Annotated in this window: 17 protein-coding genes, 1 pseudogene and 1 riboswitch; of the genes and pseudogenes, 11 read left to right on the forward strand and 7 right to left on the reverse strand. The window is 68.0% G+C overall.

What is annotated here, in order from left to right; translation table 11 throughout:
• Positions 1-447: pseudogene (locus ACE3TL_RS11560) on the forward strand (ATP phosphoribosyltransferase); the annotation flags it as partial.
• Between the two features lie 281 nt (positions 448-728).
• On the opposite strand, the gene ACE3TL_RS11565 reads toward ACE3TL_RS11560, so the two are convergent.
• The 3 genes from ACE3TL_RS11565 to ACE3TL_RS11575 form a co-directional block, all read right to left on the reverse strand.
• Entirely contained in the window at positions 729-1355 is a 627-nt protein-coding gene (locus ACE3TL_RS11565) for a YoaK family protein (RefSeq protein ID WP_374578840.1), read from the reverse strand.
• A gap of 154 nt (positions 1356-1509) precedes the next feature.
• Positions 1510-3549 (reverse strand): M13 family metallopeptidase, encoded by a 2040-nt coding sequence (locus ACE3TL_RS11570; RefSeq protein ID WP_374578841.1) that lies wholly within the window; start codon positions 3547-3549, stop codon positions 1510-1512.
• Positions 3550-3637: 88 nt separating this feature from the next.
• The gene (locus tag ACE3TL_RS11575) at positions 3638-5269 is read right to left on the reverse strand and encodes an AMP-binding protein (RefSeq protein ID WP_374578842.1); all 1632 of its coding nucleotides are present in this window, start codon (positions 5267-5269) and stop codon (positions 3638-3640) included.
• A gap of 174 nt (positions 5270-5443) precedes the next feature.
• Between ACE3TL_RS11575 and ACE3TL_RS11580 the strand changes: the two genes are divergently transcribed.
• From ACE3TL_RS11580 to ACE3TL_RS11590, 3 genes are all read left to right on the forward strand, one after another.
• Positions 5444-7237 (forward strand): cation:proton antiporter, encoded by a 1794-nt coding sequence (locus ACE3TL_RS11580; protein ID WP_374578843.1) that lies wholly within the window; start codon positions 5444-5446, stop codon positions 7235-7237.
• Positions 7238-7723: 486 nt separating this feature from the next.
• A complete protein-coding gene (locus ACE3TL_RS11585) occupies positions 7724-8917 on the forward strand; it encodes an outer membrane beta-barrel protein (RefSeq protein WP_374578844.1) in 1194 nt (397 codons plus the stop codon).
• Positions 8918-9010: 93 nt separating this feature from the next.
• Positions 9011-9448 carry a GNAT family acetyltransferase gene (locus ACE3TL_RS11590; RefSeq protein ID WP_374578845.1) on the forward strand — a complete coding sequence of 146 codons (438 nt, stop codon included), beginning with the start codon at positions 9011-9013 and terminating at the stop codon, positions 9446-9448.
• A gap of 45 nt (positions 9449-9493) precedes the next feature.
• Here ACE3TL_RS11590 and ACE3TL_RS11595 read toward each other — a convergent pair whose 3' ends face one another.
• Positions 9494-10051, reverse strand: coding sequence for a TMEM165/GDT1 family protein (locus tag ACE3TL_RS11595; RefSeq protein WP_374578846.1), 558 nt, complete (start codon positions 10049-10051; stop codon positions 9494-9496).
• 65 nt (positions 10052-10116) lie between these two features.
• Positions 10117-10278: riboswitch (yybP-ykoY riboswitch) on the reverse strand.
• 323 nt (positions 10279-10601) lie between these two features.
• Here ACE3TL_RS11595 and ACE3TL_RS11600 point away from each other — a divergent pair.
• The 3 genes from ACE3TL_RS11600 to ACE3TL_RS11610 all read left to right on the forward strand — a co-directional run bounded on the left by ACE3TL_RS11600 (position 10602) and on the right by ACE3TL_RS11610 (position 14081).
• Positions 10602-12470, forward strand: coding sequence for a ribonucleoside-diphosphate reductase subunit alpha (locus ACE3TL_RS11600; protein WP_374578847.1), 1869 nt, complete (start codon positions 10602-10604; stop codon positions 12468-12470).
• Between the two features lie 216 nt (positions 12471-12686).
• The gene (locus ACE3TL_RS11605; protein ID WP_374578848.1) at positions 12687-13535 is read left to right on the forward strand and encodes a lipid A-modifier LpxR family protein; all 849 of its coding nucleotides are present in this window, start codon (positions 12687-12689) and stop codon (positions 13533-13535) included.
• A gap of 72 nt (positions 13536-13607) precedes the next feature.
• Positions 13608-14081 (forward strand): VOC family protein, encoded by a 474-nt coding sequence (locus tag ACE3TL_RS11610; protein ID WP_374578849.1) that lies wholly within the window; start codon positions 13608-13610, stop codon positions 14079-14081.
• 18 nt (positions 14082-14099) lie between these two features.
• Here the strand turns inward: ACE3TL_RS11610 and ACE3TL_RS11615 are convergent, their stop codons facing one another.
• Positions 14100-14753: a glutathione S-transferase family protein gene (locus tag ACE3TL_RS11615; protein ID WP_374578850.1), complete on the reverse strand. Its 654-nt coding sequence runs from the start codon at positions 14751-14753 to the stop codon at positions 14100-14102.
• Positions 14754-14874: 121 nt separating this feature from the next.
• On the opposite strand from ACE3TL_RS11615, the gene ACE3TL_RS11620 reads away from it, so the two are divergent.
• Positions 14875-15912 (forward strand): ribonucleotide-diphosphate reductase subunit beta, encoded by a 1038-nt coding sequence (locus tag ACE3TL_RS11620; protein ID WP_374578851.1) that lies wholly within the window; start codon positions 14875-14877, stop codon positions 15910-15912.
• 3 nt (positions 15913-15915) lie between these two features.
• Here the strand turns inward: ACE3TL_RS11620 and ACE3TL_RS11625 are convergent, their stop codons facing one another.
• A complete protein-coding gene (locus tag ACE3TL_RS11625) occupies positions 15916-16662 on the reverse strand; it encodes a class I SAM-dependent methyltransferase (protein WP_374578852.1) in 747 nt (248 codons plus the stop codon).
• A gap of 161 nt (positions 16663-16823) precedes the next feature.
• Here ACE3TL_RS11625 and ACE3TL_RS11630 point away from each other — a divergent pair, with 161 nt between their 5' ends.
• On the forward strand, positions 16824-18608 hold the full coding sequence (locus ACE3TL_RS11630) for an ABC transporter ATP-binding protein (RefSeq protein WP_374578853.1): 1785 nt from the start codon (positions 16824-16826) through the stop codon (positions 18606-18608).
• A 53-nt stretch (positions 18609-18661) separates the two neighbouring features.
• Here the strand turns inward: ACE3TL_RS11630 and ACE3TL_RS11635 are convergent, their stop codons facing one another.
• Entirely contained in the window at positions 18662-19264 is a 603-nt protein-coding gene (locus ACE3TL_RS11635; protein WP_374578854.1) for a class I SAM-dependent methyltransferase, read from the reverse strand.
• 76 nt (positions 19265-19340) lie between these two features.
• On the opposite strand from ACE3TL_RS11635, the gene ACE3TL_RS11640 reads away from it, so the two are divergent.
• Together ACE3TL_RS11640 and ACE3TL_RS11645 are read left to right on the forward strand one after the other, a co-directional pair.
• Positions 19341-20135: an enoyl-CoA hydratase/isomerase family protein gene (locus ACE3TL_RS11640; protein WP_374578855.1), complete on the forward strand. Its 795-nt coding sequence runs from the start codon at positions 19341-19343 to the stop codon at positions 20133-20135.
• A 61-nt stretch (positions 20136-20196) separates the two neighbouring features.
• Positions 20197-21198 carry a pyridoxamine 5'-phosphate oxidase family protein gene (locus tag ACE3TL_RS11645; RefSeq protein ID WP_374578856.1) on the forward strand — a complete coding sequence of 334 codons (1002 nt, stop codon included), beginning with the start codon at positions 20197-20199 and terminating at the stop codon, positions 21196-21198.
• Positions 21199-21443: the final 245 nt, after the last annotated feature.

Genomic DNA, 21443 nt, shown 5'->3' on the forward strand with positions numbered 1-21443 from the left:
CCGGCCGCAGGCTCTGCCGAGCTGGTCGTGGACATCACCACGACGGGCGCGACGCTGGAGGCCAACAGCCTGAAGATCCTGGCCGACGGGGTGATCCTGAAGAGCCAGGCCCAACTCGCCGCCTCGCTGCGCGCGGGGTGGAGCCAGGCGCAGCTCGCCGCCGCCGACCGCCTGCTGCGGATCATCGAGGCCCGCGCGGCCGCCCGCGACAGCGCCACCCTGATCTGGCCCGCCGATCCGCGCGACGCCGGCGTGGTGGAGACCTTGGTCGGCCAGGGCGCCGTTCGCCGTCCGAACGGTCTGCTGGTCGCGGCCAACCGCGTCGCCGAGGCTTGCCTGGCGCTGGCGGACGCCGGGATCGGCCCTGTCACCGCCTCGCGGCCGGACTTCGTCTATGAGGTTGGTTGTGTTTCGGCCAAGAAACTACGTCAGCGCGTAGAGATTTGACGTAGTCGTCAAAAATATTCCCCTGAGACGCGGAAAAAGACCACCTCGCGCAAATCTGATCGATAAATACCGCGGAAGATGGGGTTCGGTGCATTGACTTGGGCCAGAAATTACCGTTTTCTCAGTCCTGCGAGAGACATGGCGGCCACCAAGACCGACGGTCTCCGGCGTTTCGGGGAGGAAACGCCCGCTCAATAAGAGCGACTGCTCAAAAAAGGCCCGCTGCGATTATCCCCCGCAGCGGGCCAAATTTTTTGCCTCATGAAAAATTGACGCCTGAGTCAAAAATTCTCAGGCTGGCTTGGCTGGTCTTCACGACGGGGAAAGATCGTCAGGGAGGCCGGCGCCATGAGCGCCACGGCGCCGGCGGCGAACCATAGGGCGGTCGCGCCAAGCTGGTTGTAGAGGGCCGCGCCCAGCGCCCCGCCGGCGACGAGCCCCAGCCATAGCAGCAGGTGAGGCGCCCACAGATAGGGCTCCTCCCGGAACAGGGTCGAGGCGATCCCCTTGCCGATCTTCACCAGCGCTCCGGTCATGTAGGTCAGGCCCAGCCGCACCTCGCCGCCTTCGGCGAAGATGGTGTTCTCGGCGCCCATGGCCAGGGCGAGGAGAAGGGCCGCGGGCAGTTCCAGCCCATGGGTCGCGAGATAGCCGCAGAGCGCCAGGAGCCCGGCCAGCAGGGTCAGGATCGAGGGCTCGGGTCGGCGCCGTCTGATCCGTCGCAGGCTGGCGCCCAGGACCACGCCGGCGATGAAGGACGTGATGAGGCTCGCCGCCAGCAGGGCCTCGTCCATGCCGCGCAGCAGGCCGACCCCCAGCCGGGTGGAGTTGCCGCTCATGAAGGAGACGAAATAGCCGCCGGTGATCAGGAAGCCGACGGCGTCGACATAGCCGGCCACGGCCGCCATCGCCGCAGCGAAGACACGGGTGCGGCGATCGAGATGTTTCAGCGGACGGCTCCAGGGCGACGCAGGCGAGGCGATGGAAAAGGATGCGAGCTCCGCTGTCCAGCCTCGGCCGCAAGGAACGGCGCCTCGCCCCGGGGCGCCGTTCCTTGCGTCGCTACCAGATCCGCACGCGGTCCTGCGGGGCGATGTACATCGGGTCGCCCGGCTTCACGCCGAACGCCTGGTAGAAGGCGTCGATGTTCCTGATCGGCACCTGCACCCGGTACTTCGGAGGCGAGTGCGGGTCCGAGACCAGCATCTGGCGCATCCGGTCGTCGCGGTACTTGGCGCGCCACACCTGGGCCCAGCCCAGGAAGACGCGCTGGTCGCCGGTCAGGCCGTCGATCACCGGCGCAGGCTGGCCCTTCAGCGACAGGTGGTAGGCGTCGAGCGCCAGCAGCAGCCCGCCCAGGTCGGCGATGTTCTCGCCCATGGTCAGGTCGCCGTTGATATGGGCGCCGGGCAGCACCTCGACCGCGGAGTACTGGGCGCCGAACTTCTTGGCCTGGGCGTCGAACTTGGCGGCGTCCTCGGCCGTCCACCAGTCGGTCAGCTTGCCGTCGCCGTCCGACTTGCGGCCCTGGTCGTCGAAGCCGTGGGTGATCTCGTGGCCGATCACCCCGCCGATGCCGCCGTAGTTGATCGCCGGATCGCCGTCGGGGTCGAAGAAGGGCGGCTGCAGGATCGCCGCCGGGAACACGATCTCGTTCTTGGTCGGCGAGTAGTAGGCGTTGATGGTCGGCGGGGTCATGCCCCACTCGTCGTCGTCCACCGGACCGCCGAGCCGGGCGGCGCGATAGTCCCACTCGAAGGCGGCGGCGCGCTGGACGTCGCCATAGAGGTCGCCGTCCCTGATCTCCAGCGCCGAATAGTCCCGCCACTTGTCGGGATAGCCGATCTTCACGTGGAACTTGTCGAGCTTTTCCAGGGCCTTGGCCTTGGTGGGCGGGCTCATCCAGTCGAGCTTCTCGATCCGGCCCTTCATGGCGGTGCGGATGTCGCCGACCAGGGCCTCCATCTTGGCCTTGCTGTCGGCGGGGAAGTAGGCGTCGACATAGAGCTTGCCGAGCGCTTCGCCGATGTTGTTGTCGATGGCGGCGACCGCCCGCTTCCAGCGCGGCTGCTGGGCCGGGGTGCCGCTCAGCGCCTTGCCGTGGAACTCGAAGTGGACAGCGTCGAAGTCCTGCGAAAGATAGGGCGCGGCCTGATCTGCGAGTTGGAAGGCCGACCACGCCTTCAGCACGTCCAGCGGGGTCTTGGCGTAGATCGCCGCGATCTTCGGGAAGGCGGTGTTCTCGGCCACGATCACTCGGTCGGCCTTGGCCAGGTGGGCGCTGTCGAGGAATTTGCGCCAGGCGAAGCCGGGGGCGTAGGCGGCCAGCTTGTCCACCTCGAAGGGGTTGTAGGTCTTGTCGTCGTCGCGCCGCTCGGCGCGGGTCCAGGAGACCTTGGCGATCTCGGTCTCCATGGCGACGATGGCCTTGGCGTAGTCGGCGGGCTTGTCCCAACCGACCATGCCCAGCAGCTTGGCGACATAGGCCTCGTAGGCGGCCTTCTGGGTCTTGAAGCGGTCTTCGAGGTAGTAGTCGCGGTCGGGCAGGCCAAGGCCGCCCTGGAACAGATAGACCGCATAGGTCTCCGGGGCCTTGGCGTCGTCATGGACATAGGCGCCGAAGAACGAGCCGCCGAACTTGCGCATCGTGCCGCCCATCAGGCCGGCCAGATCGTCGCGCGACCCGATCGCCTTGATGGCCGCCAGGTCGCCCGCCAGCGGCTTGGCGCCCAGGGCGTCGACCGCGGCCTGATCCATGAAGCTGCGATAGAAGGCGCCGACCTTGGCCTCGTCGCCGGTCGCGGCAGTGTTGGCCGCCGCCTTCTCGGCGATGGCGTGCATCCGTTGCTGCGACAGCTCTTGCAGGGCGTTGAACGCGCCGTAGGTCGAGCGGTCCTCTGGAATGACCATCGCCTTCAGGTATGCGCCGTTGGCGTATTCGAAAAAGTCCTGCGACGGGGCGACGGCGGTGTCGCGGCCGGCGAGGTCGAAGCCCCAGGTCCCCATGCGCGGGGCGGCGAGGTCGGCGTCTGCGGCCAGGGCCGGAGCGGACAGGCTGATGAGGGCCGCGACCGACGCCGCGCCCAGCCAGAGGGTTTTCATGAAGATTTTCGAGCCTTCTTGAGGTCTTGCCGTTGGGCGCGACGGTGCCCCCGTCGCGCCCGCAAAGGCACGTTACTTTTTTGTTACGTTAGCCGGCGACCCCGAGGGCGGCTATGGCCTGGGCCTTGAGCGCCTTGTAGTCGAGCTTGCCGTTCGGGGCGCGGGCGACGGGGGCCAGCACCAGCTCGCGCGGGGCCTTGTAGTCGGCCAGCAGGCCCTTCACGTGGGTCGACAGGTCGGCCAGGGTCGGCAGGTTTTCGCCCTGGAAGTCCACAATGGCGCCGATCCGCTCGCCGAAGCGCGGGTCGGGCAGGCCGACCACGGCCGCGTCGCGCACGCCGGGGAAGCGCTTGAGGGCTTCCTCGACCTCTTCGGGAAAGACCTTTTCGCCGCCGGTGTTGATCACCTGCGAACCACGGCCGAGCAGGGTGATCGAGCCGTCCGTCTCGACCGTCGCCCAGTCGCCCGGCACGCTCCAGCGGCGGCCTTCGAAGGTGCGGAAGGTCTTGGCCGACTTCTCTTCGTCCTTGTAGTAGCCGATCGGGGTGTGGCCGCCGACCGCCACCAGGCCGCGCACGCCCGAACCCGGTTCGACCCGCACGCCGTCCTCGGTGAAGACCGCCGCATTGGGGCCGGTGACGAACTTGGCCGTGCTCGTCGCCTGGCCTGCGCCCGAGGTCGAGGAGGCCAGGCCCAGGGCTTCGGACGACCCGAGGCTGTCCATCAGCATCACGTGCGGCAGGTGCTTCAGCAGCCCCTGCTTGTTTTCCAGGCCCCACATGGCGCCGGAGGAGGCGATGCGCTTCAGGCTGGGCATGGGCCAGCGGCCGGGATTGGCGTCCAGGGTCTCCAGCATCGGGGCGGCGAAGGCCGGGCCGACGATGATGAGGGCCGAGGCGCCCAGCCGCTCGACCTCGTCGAACAGTACGGCCGGGTCGAACTTGCGGTTGGTCAGGGTGGCGATGGCGCCCCCGCCGATCATCGAGCCGAACGAGATGAACTGGCCGGTGGCGTGCATCAGCGGGGCGACCGGGATGGTGATGTTCAGCGGCGCGCCCGAGGCGTCGAGCGCCTTGGCCCGCGCGCCGGCCTCCTCGACCGTCTCCAGCGGCGGCAGGCCGAGCAGCAGGTTCGCCCCGCCGCCCAGCGCCTTGAACAGGTCCTCCTGCCGCCACATCACGCCCTTGGGCATGCCGGTGGTGCCGCCGGTGTACATGATCAGCAGGTCGTCGCCCGAGCGGCCCCAGGGCGCCTCGAAGCGCGGCGCGCCCCCAGCCACGATGGCGTCGTAGTCCAGCGCCCAGTCGGGGACGGGATGGCCTTCCTCGGCGACCGCGATCCACGCCTTCACCTTGGGCAGGCGGCCGCGCACCTTGTCGGCGGTGGCGGCGAATGAGGCGTGGAACACCACGGCCTCGGCGTCGGCGTTGTCGAACAGGTAGGTCAGCTCGTCGCCGCCGTAGCGATAGTTAGTGTTGAACGGGACTGCGCCGGCCTTGAAGGCGGCGAAATAGGTCTCGAGGTATTCCGGCCCGTTGAACAGATAGGCCGCGACCTTCGACTGCTGCGTCAGGCCGGCCTGCACGAATGCGGCGGCCAGGGCGTTGGCGCGGGCGTCGAGTTCCTTCCAGGCGATGCGCCGCTCGCCGTGAATCAGGGCGGGGCGGTCAGGCGTGGCCGCAGCCACCGATTCCCACAGGTTGGCGTAATTCCAAGCCAAGGCTTCCTCCAATGTCTCAAAATATGGCGGGCATAGACGGCGCCGGGGCCGAGCCTGTCAACGGCGCGGGGCCGCCGGCGGCGCATCGTCGGAAAACGTGGCCGTAGCGCCCTAGAGAGATTTACGCCGGCCCCCGCGACCCCTCATAGTGACCGCGTCACAGAAGGAGTGCGCATGGAAGGTCACGTTTCGCCCGGCGAGTATAAGGACGTCGTTCTGTTCCTGGCCACCGCCGGCGTCATCGTGCCCTTGTTCCGTCGCTGGCGGATCAGTCCCATCCTCGGCTTCATCGGCGCCGGCGTAGTGCTGGGGCCGTTCGGCCTGGGCGCCCTGCGCCCGCACGCGCCCTGGCTCGGTTACTTCACCATCGCCAATCCGGCGGAGATCGCCCAGCTCGCCGAGTTCGGCGTGGTCTTCCTGCTGTTCATGATCGGGCTGGAGTTGTCGTGGGAGCGCCTGCGCCTGATGCGGCGCTGGGTGTTCGGCATGGGCGCGCTGCAGGTCACGCTCTGCCTGGCGGTGATCGCCGCCGCGGCCATGGCCATGGGGCTGGCCCCCGCGCCGGCCGCCGCCATCGGGGCGGCGCTGTCGCTGTCGTCGACCGCGGTGGTCATGCAGATCCTGGCCGAACACAAGCGCCAGCATTCGCCGGCCGGCCGCGCCACCTTCTCGGTGCTGCTGTTCCAGGACCTGGCGGTCGCGCCGATCCTGGTCACCCTGGCGGTGCTGGCGCGCGGCGGCGAGGGCGGGGACGTGCTCTCGCCCCGGCTGCTGCTGGCCTTCGCCCCGGCGGCCATCGGCGTGATGGCGATCGTCGCCTTCGGGCGGCTGCTGCTGCGGCCGATGCTGAAGTCCGTGGCGCGGGCCAAGAGCGAAGAGCTGTTCATGGCCGCCTGCCTGCTGGTGGTGATCGGGGCGGGCCTCGTCAGCGCGCTCACCGGCCTTTCCATGGCGCTGGGCGCCTTCATCGCCGGCCTGCTGCTGGCCGAGACCGAGTACCGGCACGAGGTCGAGGTCACCATCGAGCCGTTCAAGGGCCTGCTGCTGGGCCTGTTCTTCCTGTCGGTCGGGATCGGGCTGGACCTGTCGCTGTTCACGGCCCAGCCGCTGCTGATCCTCGGCGTCGCGGCCGGGGTCGTCGTGCTGAACGCCAGCGTGGTGGGCCTGCTGGGGCGGGGCTTCGGCCTGCCCTGGCGCAATGCGGCCGAAGCCGGGCTGCTGCTGGCCGGGGGCGGGGAGTTCGCCTACGTCATCCTGTCGGCGGCTATGTCCGACGGGATCGTGCCGCGCGAGATCGGCCAGACGGTGCTGGTGGCCTCGACGCTCTCGATGATGTGCATCCCGCTGCTGGCGACCCTGGGTTTCCGCGTCGGCGGCCGCAAGCCCGTCGGCCAGGAACTCGCGCCCGAACCGGAAGTCGGCGCCGAGGGCGACGGGACGCCCAAGGTGCTGATCGTCGGCTACGGCCGCGTCGGCCGGCTGGTCGGCGACATGCTGCACCGGCACGACATCTCGTGGGTCGCGGCCGAGCGCGATCCGCGCCTGGTGGAGGGCGCGCGCCGGTCGGGCGAGACGATCTTCTTCGGCGACGCCTCGCGCCAGGAGTTCCTGCGGCGTTGCGGACTGGAGACCGCCCAGGCCCTGGTCGTCACCATGGATGCGCCCGAGGGCGTGGAGGCGATCGTCGCTACCGCCCGCGGCATGCGCCCGAACCTGACCATCGTCGCCCGCGCCCGCGATGCGCGCCAGGCCGCGCGGCTCTACGAACTGGGGGCCACGGACGCCGTGCCCGAGACCGTGGAGGCTAGTTTACAATTGTCGGAGGCGGTTCTGGTTGAGATCGGGGTGCCGATGGGGCTAATCATCGCCTCGGTTCACGAGCGCCGGGACGAATTCCGCAAGGCGCTCAACCGGCCGGAGGCGTTGGGCGGGCGCATGCGCCGCTATCGCCGTTCTCAAGAAAGCTGAGCCGCAGAGGGAACAAAGCCCTGCGGGGCGGCGTTGTGGGGCCGAACGGAGGCGGATTCGCGTCCTAGGCGAGGGGCTTTATGACGTCGACGGAGTGTACAGCGTATCGGCCGTATGCGGACCAGATCGTCCGCAGCGGACTGGACCGCTTTGCGCGTCCGCGTCATTATTCAACGGAATCAAAACGGTTCGACTGCGTTGCGTTCCTGTCCGCCGACGCGGATTTTCATCGCCGCAGCGAGCTGAAAAAGAGATTCGGAACCGCATTGGCGTCCGGGCGCAATGTCGGTCATCGAACGGGAGATGTGTCTCTCGCCCCGAGGTTGATCGCCGAGGGGAGCCATGTTTAACGTCCCGGACACGGTTCGTAGGGGTCAGCGAAAACGCTGAGGGTGTTGCCGTGGCGACACTTTCGTAATGCTTCGGCCTTGATATAACAACGCTGGGTCATATGACCGCAGCAGAGGGCAAGAGAGGGCTCTGAATATGAAATTCAAACTCCTAGCTGGGGCCGCCATGGCTGCGGTGTTCGCCGCGTCGGGCGCTTCCGCGCAAGAAGTTGGCTGGTACGGGGCCGTCGACCTTGGCTACCACTGGCCGGAAGGCGTCGACGCCGAATCGTCGAACAACGCCGCCAACGGCAATCCGTACAACTGGGACGTCAACCAGGAAGAAGACTGGGCCGGCTTTGCGCGTCTCGGCTACCAACTGAACGAGCATTGGCGCGTCGAACTGGAAGGCGGCTATCGCCCCGGTGACATCGAGTCGATCCGTGGCGGTTCGCAGAACGCCATCCTCGGCCTCTGCACCCCCGGCGTGATCCGCTCGGCCGCCGCGCCGAACTGCGGCTCGGCCTCGGGCGACGTCGAAGCCTGGACCCTGATGGGCAACGTGATCTACGACTTCGCCCCGGGCGCGGTCCTCAATCCGTTCATCGGCGCCGGCCTCGGCATCAACCACGTCAAGATCAACACCGTCGGTCAGTTCTCGAGCGTGACCGGCGCGCTGTCGGCGACCAACCCGCCGATCCAGAACCTGGCGATCGACGACGACGACACCGCTCTGGCCTGGCAAGTGCTGGCCGGCGTGGCGTGGCGCGCCACCGACCGTCTGAACGTCGACCTGACCTATCGCTACCTGGGCGGTTCGGACCTCGACTTCGCGTCGGTCGGTTCGCATGCGCTGCAACCGGGCGTGTTCTCGGGCGAGTATCGCGATCAGTCGGTGACCCTGGGCCTGCGTTATTCCTTCGCCGCCCCGCCGCCGCCGCCGCCTCCCCCGCCCCCGCCGCCCCCGCCGCCTCCCCCGCCGCCCCCGCCTCCGCCGCCGCCTCCGCCGGCGTATGAGGCCAAGCAATTCATCGTCTACTTCCCGTTCGATCAGTACGTGCTGACGCCGGAAGCCCAGACGGTGGTGCAGGAAGCTGCGAACTACGCGACCAGCGGCAACGCGACCCGCGTGATCGTGGTCGGCCACACCGACTCGTCGGGCTCGGCCGCCTACAACGTCCGCCTGTCGGAACGCCGTGCGAAGGCCGTGGCCGACGCGCTGGTGGGCCTGGGCGTGGGTCAAGGCGCGCTGCAAGTCGATTGGAAGGGCGAAACCCAACTCGCCGTTCCGACCGGCGACGGCGTGAAGGAACCGCTGAACCGCCGCTCGACGATCGACATCAACTTCTAAGTCGATCTCGGCGATCAGCCGAACTAGCGAGGAGCCCGGCCGCAAGGCCGGGCTCTTTTGCGTTCAGAGGGCCGGTTTCAGGGAGGGGCCGCGATGGCGGACAGGGCGGAACTGCAGGTTCGCGAGATTCAGGACCACGACCTCGATGAGGTGATCGGCCTCTGGCGCGAGGCGGGCGTCTCCCGGCCGTGGAACGATCCTGCCGCCGACATCGCCTTCGCGCGGAGGGGCCCGCATTCGACCGTGCTGATCGGCGCGCGGGAAGGGCGTATCGTCGCCACCGCCATGGTCGGCGAGGACGGCCATCGCGGGTGGGTCTACTACGTGGCGATCTCGCCGGAGCTGCAACGCAGCGGCCTTGGCCGGGCGATGATGGCCGCGGCAGAAGACTGGCTGCGCACGCGCGGCGTCTGGAAGATGCAGTTGCTGGTCCGCAGCGACAACGCCCAGGCCAAGGGGTTCTACGAGCAGCTTGGCTACCGCGACACCGAAACCACTTGCTTCCAGAAGATCATCGCCGCGGACGGCTAGAGCAAAATCCGATCCAGTCGGACCGGATTTGCTCCAAGGGCCCTGTCAGCCGGCGATCAGGATCCAGAGGCCGATGACCGCGAACGAGGCCGCCGCCGCCCAGCGGATGTATTTCAGCGGCAGGCGGGTGGCGGCTGCTTCGCCGATCAGCACGGCCGGCACATTGGCGATCATCATGCCGAGCGTGGTGCCGGCCGCGACCACCAGCACCTGCTGGAACTTGGCCGCCAGGGCGACGGTGGCGACCTGGGTCTTGTCGCCCATCTCCACGAAGAAGAAAGCGACCAGGGTGGTCAGGAACACCCCGGCCCGGTCCTTGGGCCGGTCGCCTTCGCCGAACTCGTCGGGGATCAGCGCCCAGGCGCCGAAGGCGATGAAGGCCAGGCCCAGCACCCACTTCATCCAGGGGCCTTGCAGGAACGCCCCGGCCGCCACGCCCACCCCTGCGGCCAGGGCGTGGTTGGCGATCGTCGCGACCAGGATGCCGGCGATGATCGGAACGGGTCTGCGAAATCGCGCGGCCAGCAACAGGGCCAGGAGCTGGGTCTTGTCGCCGATCTCGGCGATCGCCACGAGCCCGGTCGAGACGAGGAAGGCTTCCATGAATAAAGGCGTCCGGGCGGGGTCGAGGCATACCAATGGCTTTCCGCGCCGCCGACCCCGCATGAGTCGACGCACGAAAGCCAAAGGTCTCGCCAAGCGCCTGTCCGCCGACGCGGTCAGGTTCACGCTGCCGGATCCGCCATGCCTTGGGCCGTGCGGGCCTTCGGCAAGTCTGTTGACGGACCCCCCGATGGAGATTCGGGCGGCTACTCCCCAGTGACGGCGCGTGGATAGGCGGCGGCGGGGCTGTGGGCAAGTGCGAACGACTCGCGTCTTCTGCGGCCGCCCGTTTTCACATACGCGTGAGCAGACGCCTTGCCGAGCTTCGGGCCGTCTGTGGAAAACTCAAGCGCGCAAAGCCCTGGCGGAGAAGGTAAATGAGGCGTTAACGAAATTCTCGTGGGGATGACCGTCTGAACCCGTTGACGAGTCATTAGCCTTGATGCCCCATATGTGGGTGTAACGCAGTCGGCGAGACACAAGATGTAGCGGATTAAGGGCGACGACGGGCGGGGGGCTCGAAGCGCCTGATAGTTATGGGTTTTGGGGCATGAGCAGCGGCGAAGCGGTGGTGCGGGCGGTTTCCGAAGCGAGCCAGGCGGCTCCCGAGCGGGCCGAGCGGCCTACGCTCCAGCTCGTCCGAAAGGTCCAGGTCGATCGTACGCGCGACGCCCTGCTGACTGAATTCGGCAAGACCACCCTGGAAGACCGCTACCTGCTGGCCGGCGAAAGCTATCAGGACATGTTCGCCCGCGTGGCCACGGCCTATGCCGACGACGCCGATCACGCCCAGCGCGTCTACGACTACATCTCCAACCTCTGGTTCATGCCCGCGACCCCGGTGCTGTCGAACGGCGGGGCGGGCCGCGGCCTGCCGATCTCCTGCTTCCTGAACGCGGTCGGCGATTCGCTCGAAGGCATCCAGAGCGTCTGGAACGAGAACGTCGCCCTGGCTTCCAACGGCGGCGGCATCGGCACCTATTGGGGCGGGGTCCGCTCCATCGGCGAAAAGGTCAAGGGCGCGGGCCAGACCAGCGGCATCATCCCCTTCATCCGGGTGATGGACTCCCTGACCCTGGCGATCAGCCAGGGCTCGCTGCGCCGCGGCTCGGCGGCGGTCTATCTCGACGTGCACCACCCGGAGATCGAGGAGTTCCTCGAGATCCGCAAGGCGTCCGGCGACTTCAACCGCAAGTCGCTCAACCTGCACCACGGCCTGAACATCACCGACGAGTTCATGGAGGCGGTGCGCGACGGCCGTCCCTTCGGCCTGCGCTCGCCCAAGACCAACGAAGTGCTGCGCGAGGTCGACGCGCGCAGCCTGTGGCAGAAGATCCTGGAAATCCGCCTGCAGACCGGCGAGCCCTACCTGATCTTCTCCGACACCGTGAACCGCGCCATGCCGCAGCATCAGCGCGACCTCGGCCTCAATGTCCGCCAGTCGAACCTGTGCTCGGAGATCATGCTCCACACCGGGACCGACCACCTGGGCCGCGAGCGGACCGCCGTCTGCTGCCTCTCCTCGGTCAACGCCGAGAAGTTCATGGAATGGCGCGACCACCCGACCTTCATCGAGGACGTGATGCGCTTCCTCGACAACGTGCTGGAAGACTTCATCCGCAGCGCGCCGCCGGAAATGAAGAACGCGGTCTACGCCGCCCAGCGCGAGCGCTCGGTGGGGCTGGGCCTGATGGGCTTCCACTCCTTCCTGCAGATGCAGAACGTGCCGTTCGAGAGCGCTCTGGCCAAGAGCTGGAACATGCGGCTCTTCAAGCACCTGCGCCGCCAGTGCGACGCGGCCTCGCGCAAGCTGGCGGTCGAGCGCGGCGCCTGCCCCGACGCGGCCGAGAAGGGCGTGATGGAGCGCTTCAGCCACAAGCTGGCCATCGCCCCGACCGCCTCGATCTCGATCATCTGCGGTGGAACCTCGGCGGGCATCGAGCCGATCCCGGCCAACATCTACACCCACAAGACGCTTTCGGGCTCGTTCGCGGTGAAGAACCCCTATCTGGAGCGCCTGCTGGACGAGAAGGGCAAGAACACCTCGCAGATCTGGGACTCGATCCTGGAGAACGAGGGCTCGGTCCAGCACCTGGACTTCCTGAGCCAGGACGAGAAGGACGTCTTCAAGACCGCCTTCGAGCTGGACCAGCGCTGGGTCATCGAACTGGCCGCCGACCGCACGCCCGACATCTGTCAGTCGCAGTCGATCAACGTCTTCCTGCCTGGCGACGTCGACAAGTGGGACCTGCACATGCTGCACTGGCAGGCCTGGGAGCGCGGCTGCAAGTCGCTCTACTACCTGCGCTCCAAGTCGGTGCAGCGTGCGGCGCACGCCGGGGCCGAGGGGGCGGAGGCGATGGTGATCGACGCCCCGTCCGAGCGCACCGACTACGAGGAATGCCTAGCCTGCCAATAGGGCCTGCCAATAGGCGGCTCGTCTCGGGAGCTTCTTGGAAGGGCGGTCCATCGGGCCGCCCTTTCTGCATTCTGAAAGGCGCAATGGCGGGCGGGGCGCGTCGTCACTTGATCTTGAGGTCTCGCCGGGAACGGAGAATCCGGTTGCGTCATTCCATCTTCGTGGAAGGATGCTTTAGGAGCCGCACGAGCAAAAAGGCGGCCTGGGAGGTACGAGATGAGGCTGTTGGCTGGGTGGGCCATCGCCTTCGCATTTGGCGCCGTGACGGCGGGGCAGGCGCAGACGCCGCCCGCGACCAAGGGCGAGCGGCTGCGCCAGGCGGCGTTCGCGCCCGACTACGCGCCCAAGAGCCATGCGTCGATCACCGGCGTGGACGATTTCTCCGCCATCACCGACCGCCAGCAATTCACCGCCGATGGACGGCCGATCGGCTGGCGCACCGAGACCGCCAGGCTGCGCCAGACGGCCAAGGGATCGGTCGACACCCTGCGGCTCAGCCTGGGCGGGGCGGGGCGCACCCCAGCCGACATCTTCGGCGATCCGGCCAAGGCCCAGTTCGACGCCGACGCCTATGAGATCGCCGTCACCCGCGACTGGGCGCCTATGCGCTTCGACGCCGGCGACTACGACGTCCAACTGACGCCGCATACCGGCATCGGCGTGGCCAGCAGCGGCGGCCAGGCCGAGGCCGGCGCCACCCTGACCCTCGGCCAGAAACGCGACGCGGCCGTGGCCAGCCGCCTCCACGACCTGGGGGTGCGCGACGGGTCCGCCTATGGCGACCAGGGGCGCTGGTATCTGTTCGCCGCGGCCAGCGGCCGGGCGGTGGGCCTGAACATCCTGCGCAACGAGCGCGCCGGCTGGGATCGCGACGGCTGGTCGACCGACGCCTCCAGCGCGCTGATCGGCGACGCCCATGTCGGCGTGGCTTGGCGCAAGGGGGCGATGCAGACCTCGCTCGGCTACATCCATCGCGAGGTGAAGGGCGAGCATATGATCTATGGCCAGGAGACGAAGGACGACTCGGTGGTCGCCTTCTCGTTCTCGATCAAGCCGAGGGAATAGGGGCCGGATCGAACGGCGGTCGCTCGCAGTTCTTCTCCGCAAGCGTCCGCCTCGAGGTGAAGGGAACATGCCGTGGCGAAGAACACGATCTGCCTCTGGTACGACAAGGACGCCGAGGCCGCCGCCCGGTTCTACGCCGAGACCTTCCCCGACAGCGCGGTGAGCGCCGTTCGCCGTGCGCCCAGCGACTATCCGTCCGGCAAGGCGGGCGACGTGCTGACGGTCGAATTCACGGTTGCGGGCGTTCCCTGCCTCGGCCTGAACGGCGGGCCGGCGTTCCAGCATGACGAAGCCTTCTCGTTCCAGATCGCCACCGACGATCAGGCGGAAACCGACCGATACTGGAACGCCATCGTGAGTAACGGCGGGCAGGAAAGCGCCTGTGGTTGGTGCAAGGATCGGTGGGGCGTTTCCTGGCAGATCACGCCGCGTGCGCTGACCGATGGGATGGCGGCCGGCGGCGACGAGGCCCGGCGCGTGTTCGAGGCCATGATGACCATGACGAAGATCGACGTCGCCGCTATCGAGGCGGCGCGGCGTGGCTGACGCCGGGCCGCGGGGGGCTCACCCCTCCCATCCGGCTCCGAACGGCATGCGCTGCGCCCAGAACGCGGTCAGCCGCGGGTCGGCGTCGACGCGGCGGACCACGGCGGCCATCTTCGGCGCGACCTCGTAGAAGCATCGCCGCCGCGGCGTCCAGCGCGACATCACGGTCACATAGAGGTCGAGCACGCTCATCGTATCGCCCAGGATGTAGGCGGCAGGCTCCACCTGCTCGTCCATCATCCGCCAGCAGTCGGCGATCCGTTCGGCGGTGCGCTGGCTGATGACCTGTTCGGCGGCCGGGTCGGCGGCCAGGCGGCTGGGATCGTCCCGCACCCAGAACATCGAATAGATCGCCGCCGGCAGGTAGACCATCCAGCGCAGGAACTGGGCGCGCTCGGCCGTGTGGGGCGCCGGGGCCAGCCCCGCCTGCGGATGGCGGTCGGCCAGGTGGATCAGGATCGCCGCGCTCTCGGTCATCAGTTCGCCGCCCGGCAAGATCACCGCCGGCACCTGGCGAAGCCGGTTCACCTGACCGATCCGGTCGGCCGCTTCGCGGCTTTCCCAGGGCGCGTTCTCGACCACCCGATAGGGCAGGCCCAGCAGCGTCAGCGCCGCTTCGACCGGCACGGAACCCGACCCGGCCGCGCCGTGGACCACATATTCCTTATCCATGCTTCGTCCCCATGTTTCACAATATCTTGCGGGCGGAGGGCCAATTCACCCCTAGATGTTGTCGCTGATAGGTGGCTAACTGGCCTCGTCAATTCGATTTCCAGATTCGAAAGCCGCCGCCGTGACTGCGCAATCCACCCTGCCTGGCCTGCTCACACCGTCCTACGCCTACAAGCCCTTCCGCTATCCGTGGGCCTACGACTTCTGGAAGAAGCAGCAGCAGGTCCACTGGATGCCCGAAGAGGTGCCGCTGGGCGAGGACCTCAAGGATTGGGCCGCCAAGCTCAACGACCGCGAGCGCAACCTGCTCACCCAGATCTTCCGGTTCTTCACCCAATCGGACGTCGAGGTGAACGATAACTACATGGAGCGCTACAGCCGCGTCTTCAAACCCACCGAGGTGAAGATGATGCTGGCGGCGTTCTCCAACATGGAGACGATCCACATCGCCGCCTACGCCCTGCTGCTCGAGACGATCGGCATGCCCGATTCCGAGTTCACGGCGTTCCTCGACTACCAGGCGATGCGCGACAAGCACGACTATATGCAGCAGTTCGGCGTCGACTCGCACGCCGACATCGCCCGCACCCTGGCCATGTTCGGGGGCTTCACCGAGGGGCTGCAACTGTTCGCCAGCTTCGCGATGCTGATGAACTTCCCGCGCCACAACAAGATGAAGGGCATGGGCCAGATCATCTCGTGGTCGGTGCGCGACGAGAGCCTGCACTGCGAAGGCGTCATTAAGCTCTATCATGCCTTCAACAAGGAGACCGGCGCCGTCACCGCGTCGGTGGCCGACGACATCGTCGACTGCTGCAAGACCGTGGTCGGCCTGGAGGACAAGTTCATCGACCTGGCCTTCGAGGCCGGCGACGTCCAGGGCATGACCCCGGACGACATCAAGTCCTACATCCGCTTCATCGCCGACTGGCGCCTGCGCCAACTGGCCCTGCCGGAAGTCTACGGCGTGAAGGAAAACCCGCTGCCCTGGCTGCAGTCGATGCTGTCGGGCGTCGAGCACGCCAACTTCTTCGAAGCTCGCTCAACCGAATATTCCAAGGCCGCGACCAAGGGCCAATGGCACGGCGCCGACGGCGTCTGGTCGGCCTTCGACGACCTGCTGGCCAAGCGGTCGGAGAACCAGCTCCCGGCGGAGTAGGCCTCAGGCCTTCACCGCCTCGATGAGGAAACGGGTGTAGGTGAAGGCGAGCGGCTGGCCTGCATCCAACCGGGCCTGGAGCGTCCGGAGTGGGACAAGCTGCCGCGTGACGTCGAAGTCCCGCACGACCCATGGGATCGCCTTGAGGAAATAGACCAGGGCGCCGACGTCGAAGAACTTGATCGGGCCGCGCCATTCCTCGGCGTGGCGGATTTCCATCCCAAGGGCGGCGAGATCGGCTCGCACCCGCGCCAGGGTGTTGTCCGGATAGGGGAGTTCGGCGCCGAAGACGGCGGTCAGGTCGGCGAGATTATCGCCCCCGACCTGCTGGGTCAGGAACACGCCGTCCGGTTTCAGGATGCGGTGCATCTCCGCGGCCCGAAAGCCGCCGTGACGGTTGAGCACCAGGTCGAACGCGCCGTCCTCGAACGGCATGCCCGACTGCGTATTACCCTCGAACACCCGTACGCCCAGCGGCTCCAGCCGCCGCCTGGCGATGGGGATGTTGGGCGCGAACCCTTCGACCGCCGTCGCCTGGCCCGGAAACGGCGCCAGGGCGGCGAACCTCTCTCCGCCGCCGGTCGCCACATCCAGGATGGCGAAGGCGCGCTGAACGGCGTCCCGGGCAAGGGTGGGATAGTCCCACGGCGGCTCGGCTTCCTCGAAACGGCCGTCCAGATAGGAGAAGTCCCACCCGGAAAACGGCGCGGCCGCGTCCTTCAGCCAGTGTTCGAGTCGCTCATCGGCCATGGCCGAGCCTGTCCTTCGATTCGCCCGCAGCGCAAGATTGCAATCTGCGCGGGGCGCCGCATAGTCGAGGCCTCACGCAAGCGAGTTCGGGGAGCGTCCCATGCAGACCTTCATGTCCCAGACGAAAGGAGATCCCGTTCACATTCAGGACATGACGCTTCATGCCTATGCTGCTCCGGAGGCCGCCGGCTTCCGAACCTGATCGACTTGCGCGGACGCGGGTCCGCAAATTCCTTTCCTATTATCGCCCGCACCTGCCGCTGCTCGCGGCCGATGTCGGCTGCGCGGTCCTCGTCTCGCTGACGGCGCTGGCCTTTCCGCTGGCGGCGCGCTTCGTCACAGGCGAGCTGGCCAGGGCGGGAGCCACGGCCCAGGCCCTCCACCAGCTCTGGATCGTCGGCGCCGTCCTGGTCGGCCTGCTGGCCGTGCAGATCGTGGCTACCCTCTTCGTCGACTATCAAGGCCACATGATGGGGGCGAAGATGGAGGGCGCCCTGCGCCAGGACCTCTTCGAGCACTGCCAGAAGCTGTCCTTCAGCTTCTACGACCATCAGCGCACCGGCCAGCTCATGAGCCGGATCACCAACGACCTGCACATGCTGGGCGAGCTCTATCATCATGGTCCCGAGGACCTGGCCATCGCGCTGCTGAAATATGTGGGCGCGGTGGCGATCCTGATGATGCTGGACGTTCCGCTGGCCCTGCTGATCCTGGGTCTGACGCCGCCGGCCGTGGCCTACGCCCTGCACTTCAACCACCGCATGGGCCTGGCCCTGGCCGCCAGCCGACGGCAGGTGGGGGCGATCAACGAGCGGGTGGAGGACTCGCTGGCGGGCATCCGCGTGGTGAAGTCCTTCGCCAACGAAGCCATCGAGATCGGCCGCTTCGGGGCGGAGAACGCCGCCTTCCTCGACAGCCGGCGGGCTGGCTACCGCAGCGAGGCATGGTTCTCGGTGGGGACGCTGGCCTTCGGCCAGATCCTGACCCTGGTGGTGCTCGTGTTCGGGGCGCTCAGGGCCGCGCAAGGGGCGCTGACCGTGCCGGACCTGCTGACCTTCCTGCTCTGCGTGGGGGTGCTGGTCGATCCGGTCCAGCGGCTGGCGAACTTCGCGCGGCTCTGGCGCCTCGGCTGGACCGGCTTCACCCGGATGATGGAGATCCTGGAGACCGATCCCGAGATCGTCGACCGCCCGCTGGCCCGCGACCTCGGCCGGGCGAAGGGGGCGATCAGCTTCGCCGGCGTCGGCTTCCGCTATCGGAACGGCCCCCCGGTGCTGCACGACCTGTCGCTCGACATCCGGCCTGGAGAGTTCGTGGCGCTGGTGGGGCCCTCGGGGGTGGGCAAGAGCACGCTCTGCTCGCTCATCCCGCGCTTCTACGAAGCCACGGCCGGGGCGGTGCGGATCGACGGGATCGACGTGCGCGACCTCACACTCGAAAGCCTGCGCCGCAACGTCGGCGTGGTGCAGCAGGACGTCTATCTGTTCGCCGGCAACATCGCCGAGAACCTCCGCTATGGCCGCCCCGGCGCCACGGCGGCGGAGATCGAGGCGGCGGCGCGGGCGGCCAACGCCCACGACTTCATCATGGCCCTGCCGAACGGTTATGACACCGACATCGGCCAGCGCGGGGTGAAGCTCTCGGGCGGGCAGAAACAGCGGCTGACCATCGCCCGCGCCTTCCTGAAGGACCCGCCGATCCTGATCTTCGACGAGGCCACCAGCGCGCTCGACAACGAGAGCGAGCGGGCGATCCAGGCGGCGGTGCTCGATCTGGCCCGGCAGCGGACGACCCTGGTCATCGCGCACCGCCTGTCGACCGTGCGTCACGCCGACCGCATCCTGGTCCTCACCGAAGACGGCGTGGTCGAGGAGGGCGCGCACGAAGCGTTGCTGGCCAGGGACGGGGTCTATTCAAGACTCTATCGCGTGCAGGTGAGCTTCTGAGGATTTCCTCCCCCATCACGATGGGGGAGGAAAAAGCCCTTACAGACTTGCGGTCATTTCACCGCCTCGACGTGCAGCCATTCGCGCATGACGCCGTCGAAGCCGCCGCCCTGGCCGTGGCGCAGCTCGATCTCGCGCCAGGGACCGGCGCCGGCATAGGCGGCCCGCAGGCGCGTCTCGTCGGGAAAGTTGTAGTAGCGGCCCAGGCTGTCGCGGGCGCCGCCGTCGCCGGCCTTGAACCCGGCGTAGAACCGACCGCCAGGCTTCAGGGCGCGATAGATGCGGCGCAGGACGTCGCCGAGCCCCGCCTCCGGCACGTGCAGCAGGCAGGCGTTGGCCCAGACCGCGTCATAAGCCTCGGTCTCGTCCAGTTCCTCGAACCGCATCAGCCGCACCGGCCGGCCGATGCGCTGCTCGGCCTGGCGGGCCAGGCCCGCGGAGCCGTCGGTGGGCGTCACGTCGAAGCCGGCGGCGATCATGGCGGCCGCGTCCTGCCCGCCGCCGCAGCCGAGTTCCAGGATCTTCGCCCCCGGCGCCAGCTTGGCGAGGAACGGCGCCAGGTGCGGCCCGGCCGCATCCTTGCGCGCCGCATAGGCGGCGGCCTCGCGGTCGTAGAAGGCGAGCGTCGCCTCGTCGTGCAGCGGCTGATCGGTCATGGCCTCTTCCTTCCGTCTGGCGTCCTCGCGCCGGCCCGTCCATTGTGGCCCAAAGCCAAGAACCGAGGGGATCGCCATGGGCAAGCTAGTCGAGGTTTCCGATGCGGGCCATGTCCGCACCATCCGCCTGAACCGGCCGGAGAAGAAGAATGCGCTGAGCCAGGCCCTGGCCTGGGGCGTGGTGGAGGCGGTGGATGCGGCCGCGCGCGACGACAATGTCTGGGTCGTGGCCCTGACCGGCTCGGGCGACGCCTTCTGCGCGGGCCTCGATCTTTCGGGGTCCGACCCCTATCACCCCGGCACGCCGATGACCGCCCAGCTCGACGACATCGGCTGGGTCGGGAACTTCGTGCTGGCCCTGCGCAAGCGCTGCGACAAGCCGGTGGTCGGCGGGATCAACGGCGTGGCGGTGGGGGCGGGCCTGGGCTTGGCCATGGCGACGGACGTGCGTCTGATCGCCCACAGCGCCCGGCTGATGGCCGGCTACACCCGCATCGGCGGTTCGCCCGACGCCGGCCTCACCATCACCCTGCCGCAAGCCATGGGCTATGAGCGCGCCATGCGCTTCATGATGGAGAACCGCACCCTGACCGGCCAGGAGGCGGTCGAATGGGGCATGGCCGGCGAAGCGGTGGCCGACGCCGATTTCGAGGCCCGGCTGGCCGAATACGCCGAGCAGCTCTGCGCTTGGTCGCCGATCACCCTGCGCCTGCTCAAGCGGGGCATCGTCAAGTCCTACGAGTCGACCGACATGGAGCAGCAGCTCCGCTACGAGGTCTCCAACATCATGCGCGCCTTCGGCAGCGAGGACGGCAAGGAGGCCCGCCGCGCCTTCCTCGAAAAGCGCTCGCCGGCGTTCAAGGGTCGATAATCGCAGTTGCGAGTGATTATCACTTCAGGCAGGCTGCGGTCGGGAAAGCCGGAGCCTGCCGATGAACGACGTCATCTCGACCATCCCCGAGCTTGAGGCCTGCGTCGGCGCCGCCGGCCTGCCGATCAAGATGAAGATCATCGACCACCTGGACGCCGAGGCGGCCCGGTGGATCGCCGCCGCGCCGCTGGGCTTCGTCGCGGCCGGCGGGCCGGACGGACCGCGCGTGGCGGTCGCCGGCGGGTCTCCGGGCTTTGCGCGCGTGGTGGACGAGACGACGCTCAGCGTGCCGCTGGCCGCCGTGGATCCGCTGGGCGAGGTCGAGGCGGGGCAAGGCGCGGGCGTCCTCTTCCTGATCCCGGGGATCGGCGAGACGCTGCGCGCCAACGGTCGCGTGCGCCGCGTGGCGGACGGCGCGCTCGAGATCGCGGTGGAGGAATGCTTCATCCACTGCGCCAAGGCGCTGATCCGCTCCGACTTCTGGACGCCGGCCGCAGCCGAGCCGCCGGGCGAGGCGAACGCCTTTGTCGACGCTTCGCGGTTCCTGGCCCTGGCCACCATGGACAGCGAAGGCCGCGTCGACATCAGTCCCAAGGGCGATCCGGCCGGGCGGCTGATCCGTGTGGAGGGCGGCCACGCGACCCTGGCCGAGCGGCCGGGCAACCGGCTGGCCTTCGGCTATCGCAACATCATCGAACAATCGCGCGTGGCGGTGCTGTGCCTGGTCCCGGGCGCCCAGGCGGTCGCAAAACTGTTCGGCCGCGCCGTGCTGACCCATAACGAGGCGGTGCGGGAAAGCTTCGTGGTCGAGGGCAAGACGCCGGCCATGGCCACGGTGGTCGAGGACCTCTCCGCAAGCCTGGCGCCCAGCGAGGCCCTGGCCCGCGCGGCGGTCTGGGCGGGCGCGCCGGCCGCCAACGACATCGACCCGGCCGCGGTCCTGGTCGCCCATCTGAAGCTGAACAAAGCGCGCGGCGCCCAGGCGACCATGCTGCGGCTGGCGGTCAATCGCGGCCTGATCGCCAAGGGCCTGGAAGCGAACTACCGCACCGACCTCTACTGAGGGGGCCAGCGCCTACCATCCTTGTCGTCCCGGTTTCGGCGTAGCCGAAGACCGGGATCCATTCGCCGCTGAGTCCGAAGGTCGAGACGCGATCTATCCGGTGTCCATGGGGCCCGGCCTAGAGCCTGCTTGGTTTAGATTGAAGCATAGCCGGCGTGGCGAAGGTAGTTTGCGCACTCGGTGGGGCTGAACAGATTGAGCAGATCGCCGATGCGCCGCCAGACGGTCTCGATGGATCGCTCGTC

Source organism: Phenylobacterium sp. (assembly GCF_041920015.1).
Lineage (GTDB): Bacteria > Pseudomonadota > Alphaproteobacteria > Caulobacterales > Caulobacteraceae > Phenylobacterium.

What these genes read in the sequence shown, in the direction of transcription:
- ACE3TL_RS11565 (WP_374578840.1), bottom strand. Translation starts at nt 1,355, where the DNA reads ATGGCGGCCGTGGCCGGCTATGTCGACGCCGTCGGCTTCCTGATCACC.
- ACE3TL_RS11570 (WP_374578841.1), bottom strand. Translation starts at nt 3,549, where the DNA reads ATGAAAACCCTCTGGCTGGGCGCGGCGTCGGTCGCGGCCCTCATCAGC.
- ACE3TL_RS11580 (WP_374578843.1), top strand. Translation starts at nt 5,444, where the DNA reads ATGGAAGGTCACGTTTCGCCCGGCGAGTATAAGGACGTCGTTCTGTTC.
- ACE3TL_RS11585 (WP_374578844.1), top strand. Translation starts at nt 7,724, where the DNA reads ATGAAATTCAAACTCCTAGCTGGGGCCGCCATGGCTGCGGTGTTCGCC.
- ACE3TL_RS11590 (WP_374578845.1), top strand. Translation starts at nt 9,011, where the DNA reads ATGGCGGACAGGGCGGAACTGCAGGTTCGCGAGATTCAGGACCACGAC.
- ACE3TL_RS11595 (WP_374578846.1), bottom strand. Translation starts at nt 10,051, where the DNA reads ATGGAAGCCTTCCTCGTCTCGACCGGGCTCGTGGCGATCGCCGAGATC.
- ACE3TL_RS11600 (WP_374578847.1), top strand. Translation starts at nt 10,602, where the DNA reads ATGAGCAGCGGCGAAGCGGTGGTGCGGGCGGTTTCCGAAGCGAGCCAG.
- ACE3TL_RS11605 (WP_374578848.1), top strand. Translation starts at nt 12,687, where the DNA reads ATGAGGCTGTTGGCTGGGTGGGCCATCGCCTTCGCATTTGGCGCCGTG.
- ACE3TL_RS11615 (WP_374578850.1), bottom strand. Translation starts at nt 14,753, where the DNA reads ATGGATAAGGAATATGTGGTCCACGGCGCGGCCGGGTCGGGTTCCGTG.
- ACE3TL_RS11625 (WP_374578852.1), bottom strand. Translation starts at nt 16,662, where the DNA reads ATGGCCGATGAGCGACTCGAACACTGGCTGAAGGACGCGGCCGCGCCG.
- ACE3TL_RS11630 (WP_374578853.1), top strand. Translation starts at nt 16,824, where the DNA reads ATGCCTATGCTGCTCCGGAGGCCGCCGGCTTCCGAACCTGATCGACTT.
- ACE3TL_RS11635 (WP_374578854.1), bottom strand. Translation starts at nt 19,264, where the DNA reads ATGACCGATCAGCCGCTGCACGACGAGGCGACGCTCGCCTTCTACGAC.
- ACE3TL_RS11640 (WP_374578855.1), top strand. Translation starts at nt 19,341, where the DNA reads ATGGGCAAGCTAGTCGAGGTTTCCGATGCGGGCCATGTCCGCACCATC.
- ACE3TL_RS11645 (WP_374578856.1), top strand. Translation starts at nt 20,197, where the DNA reads ATGAACGACGTCATCTCGACCATCCCCGAGCTTGAGGCCTGCGTCGGC.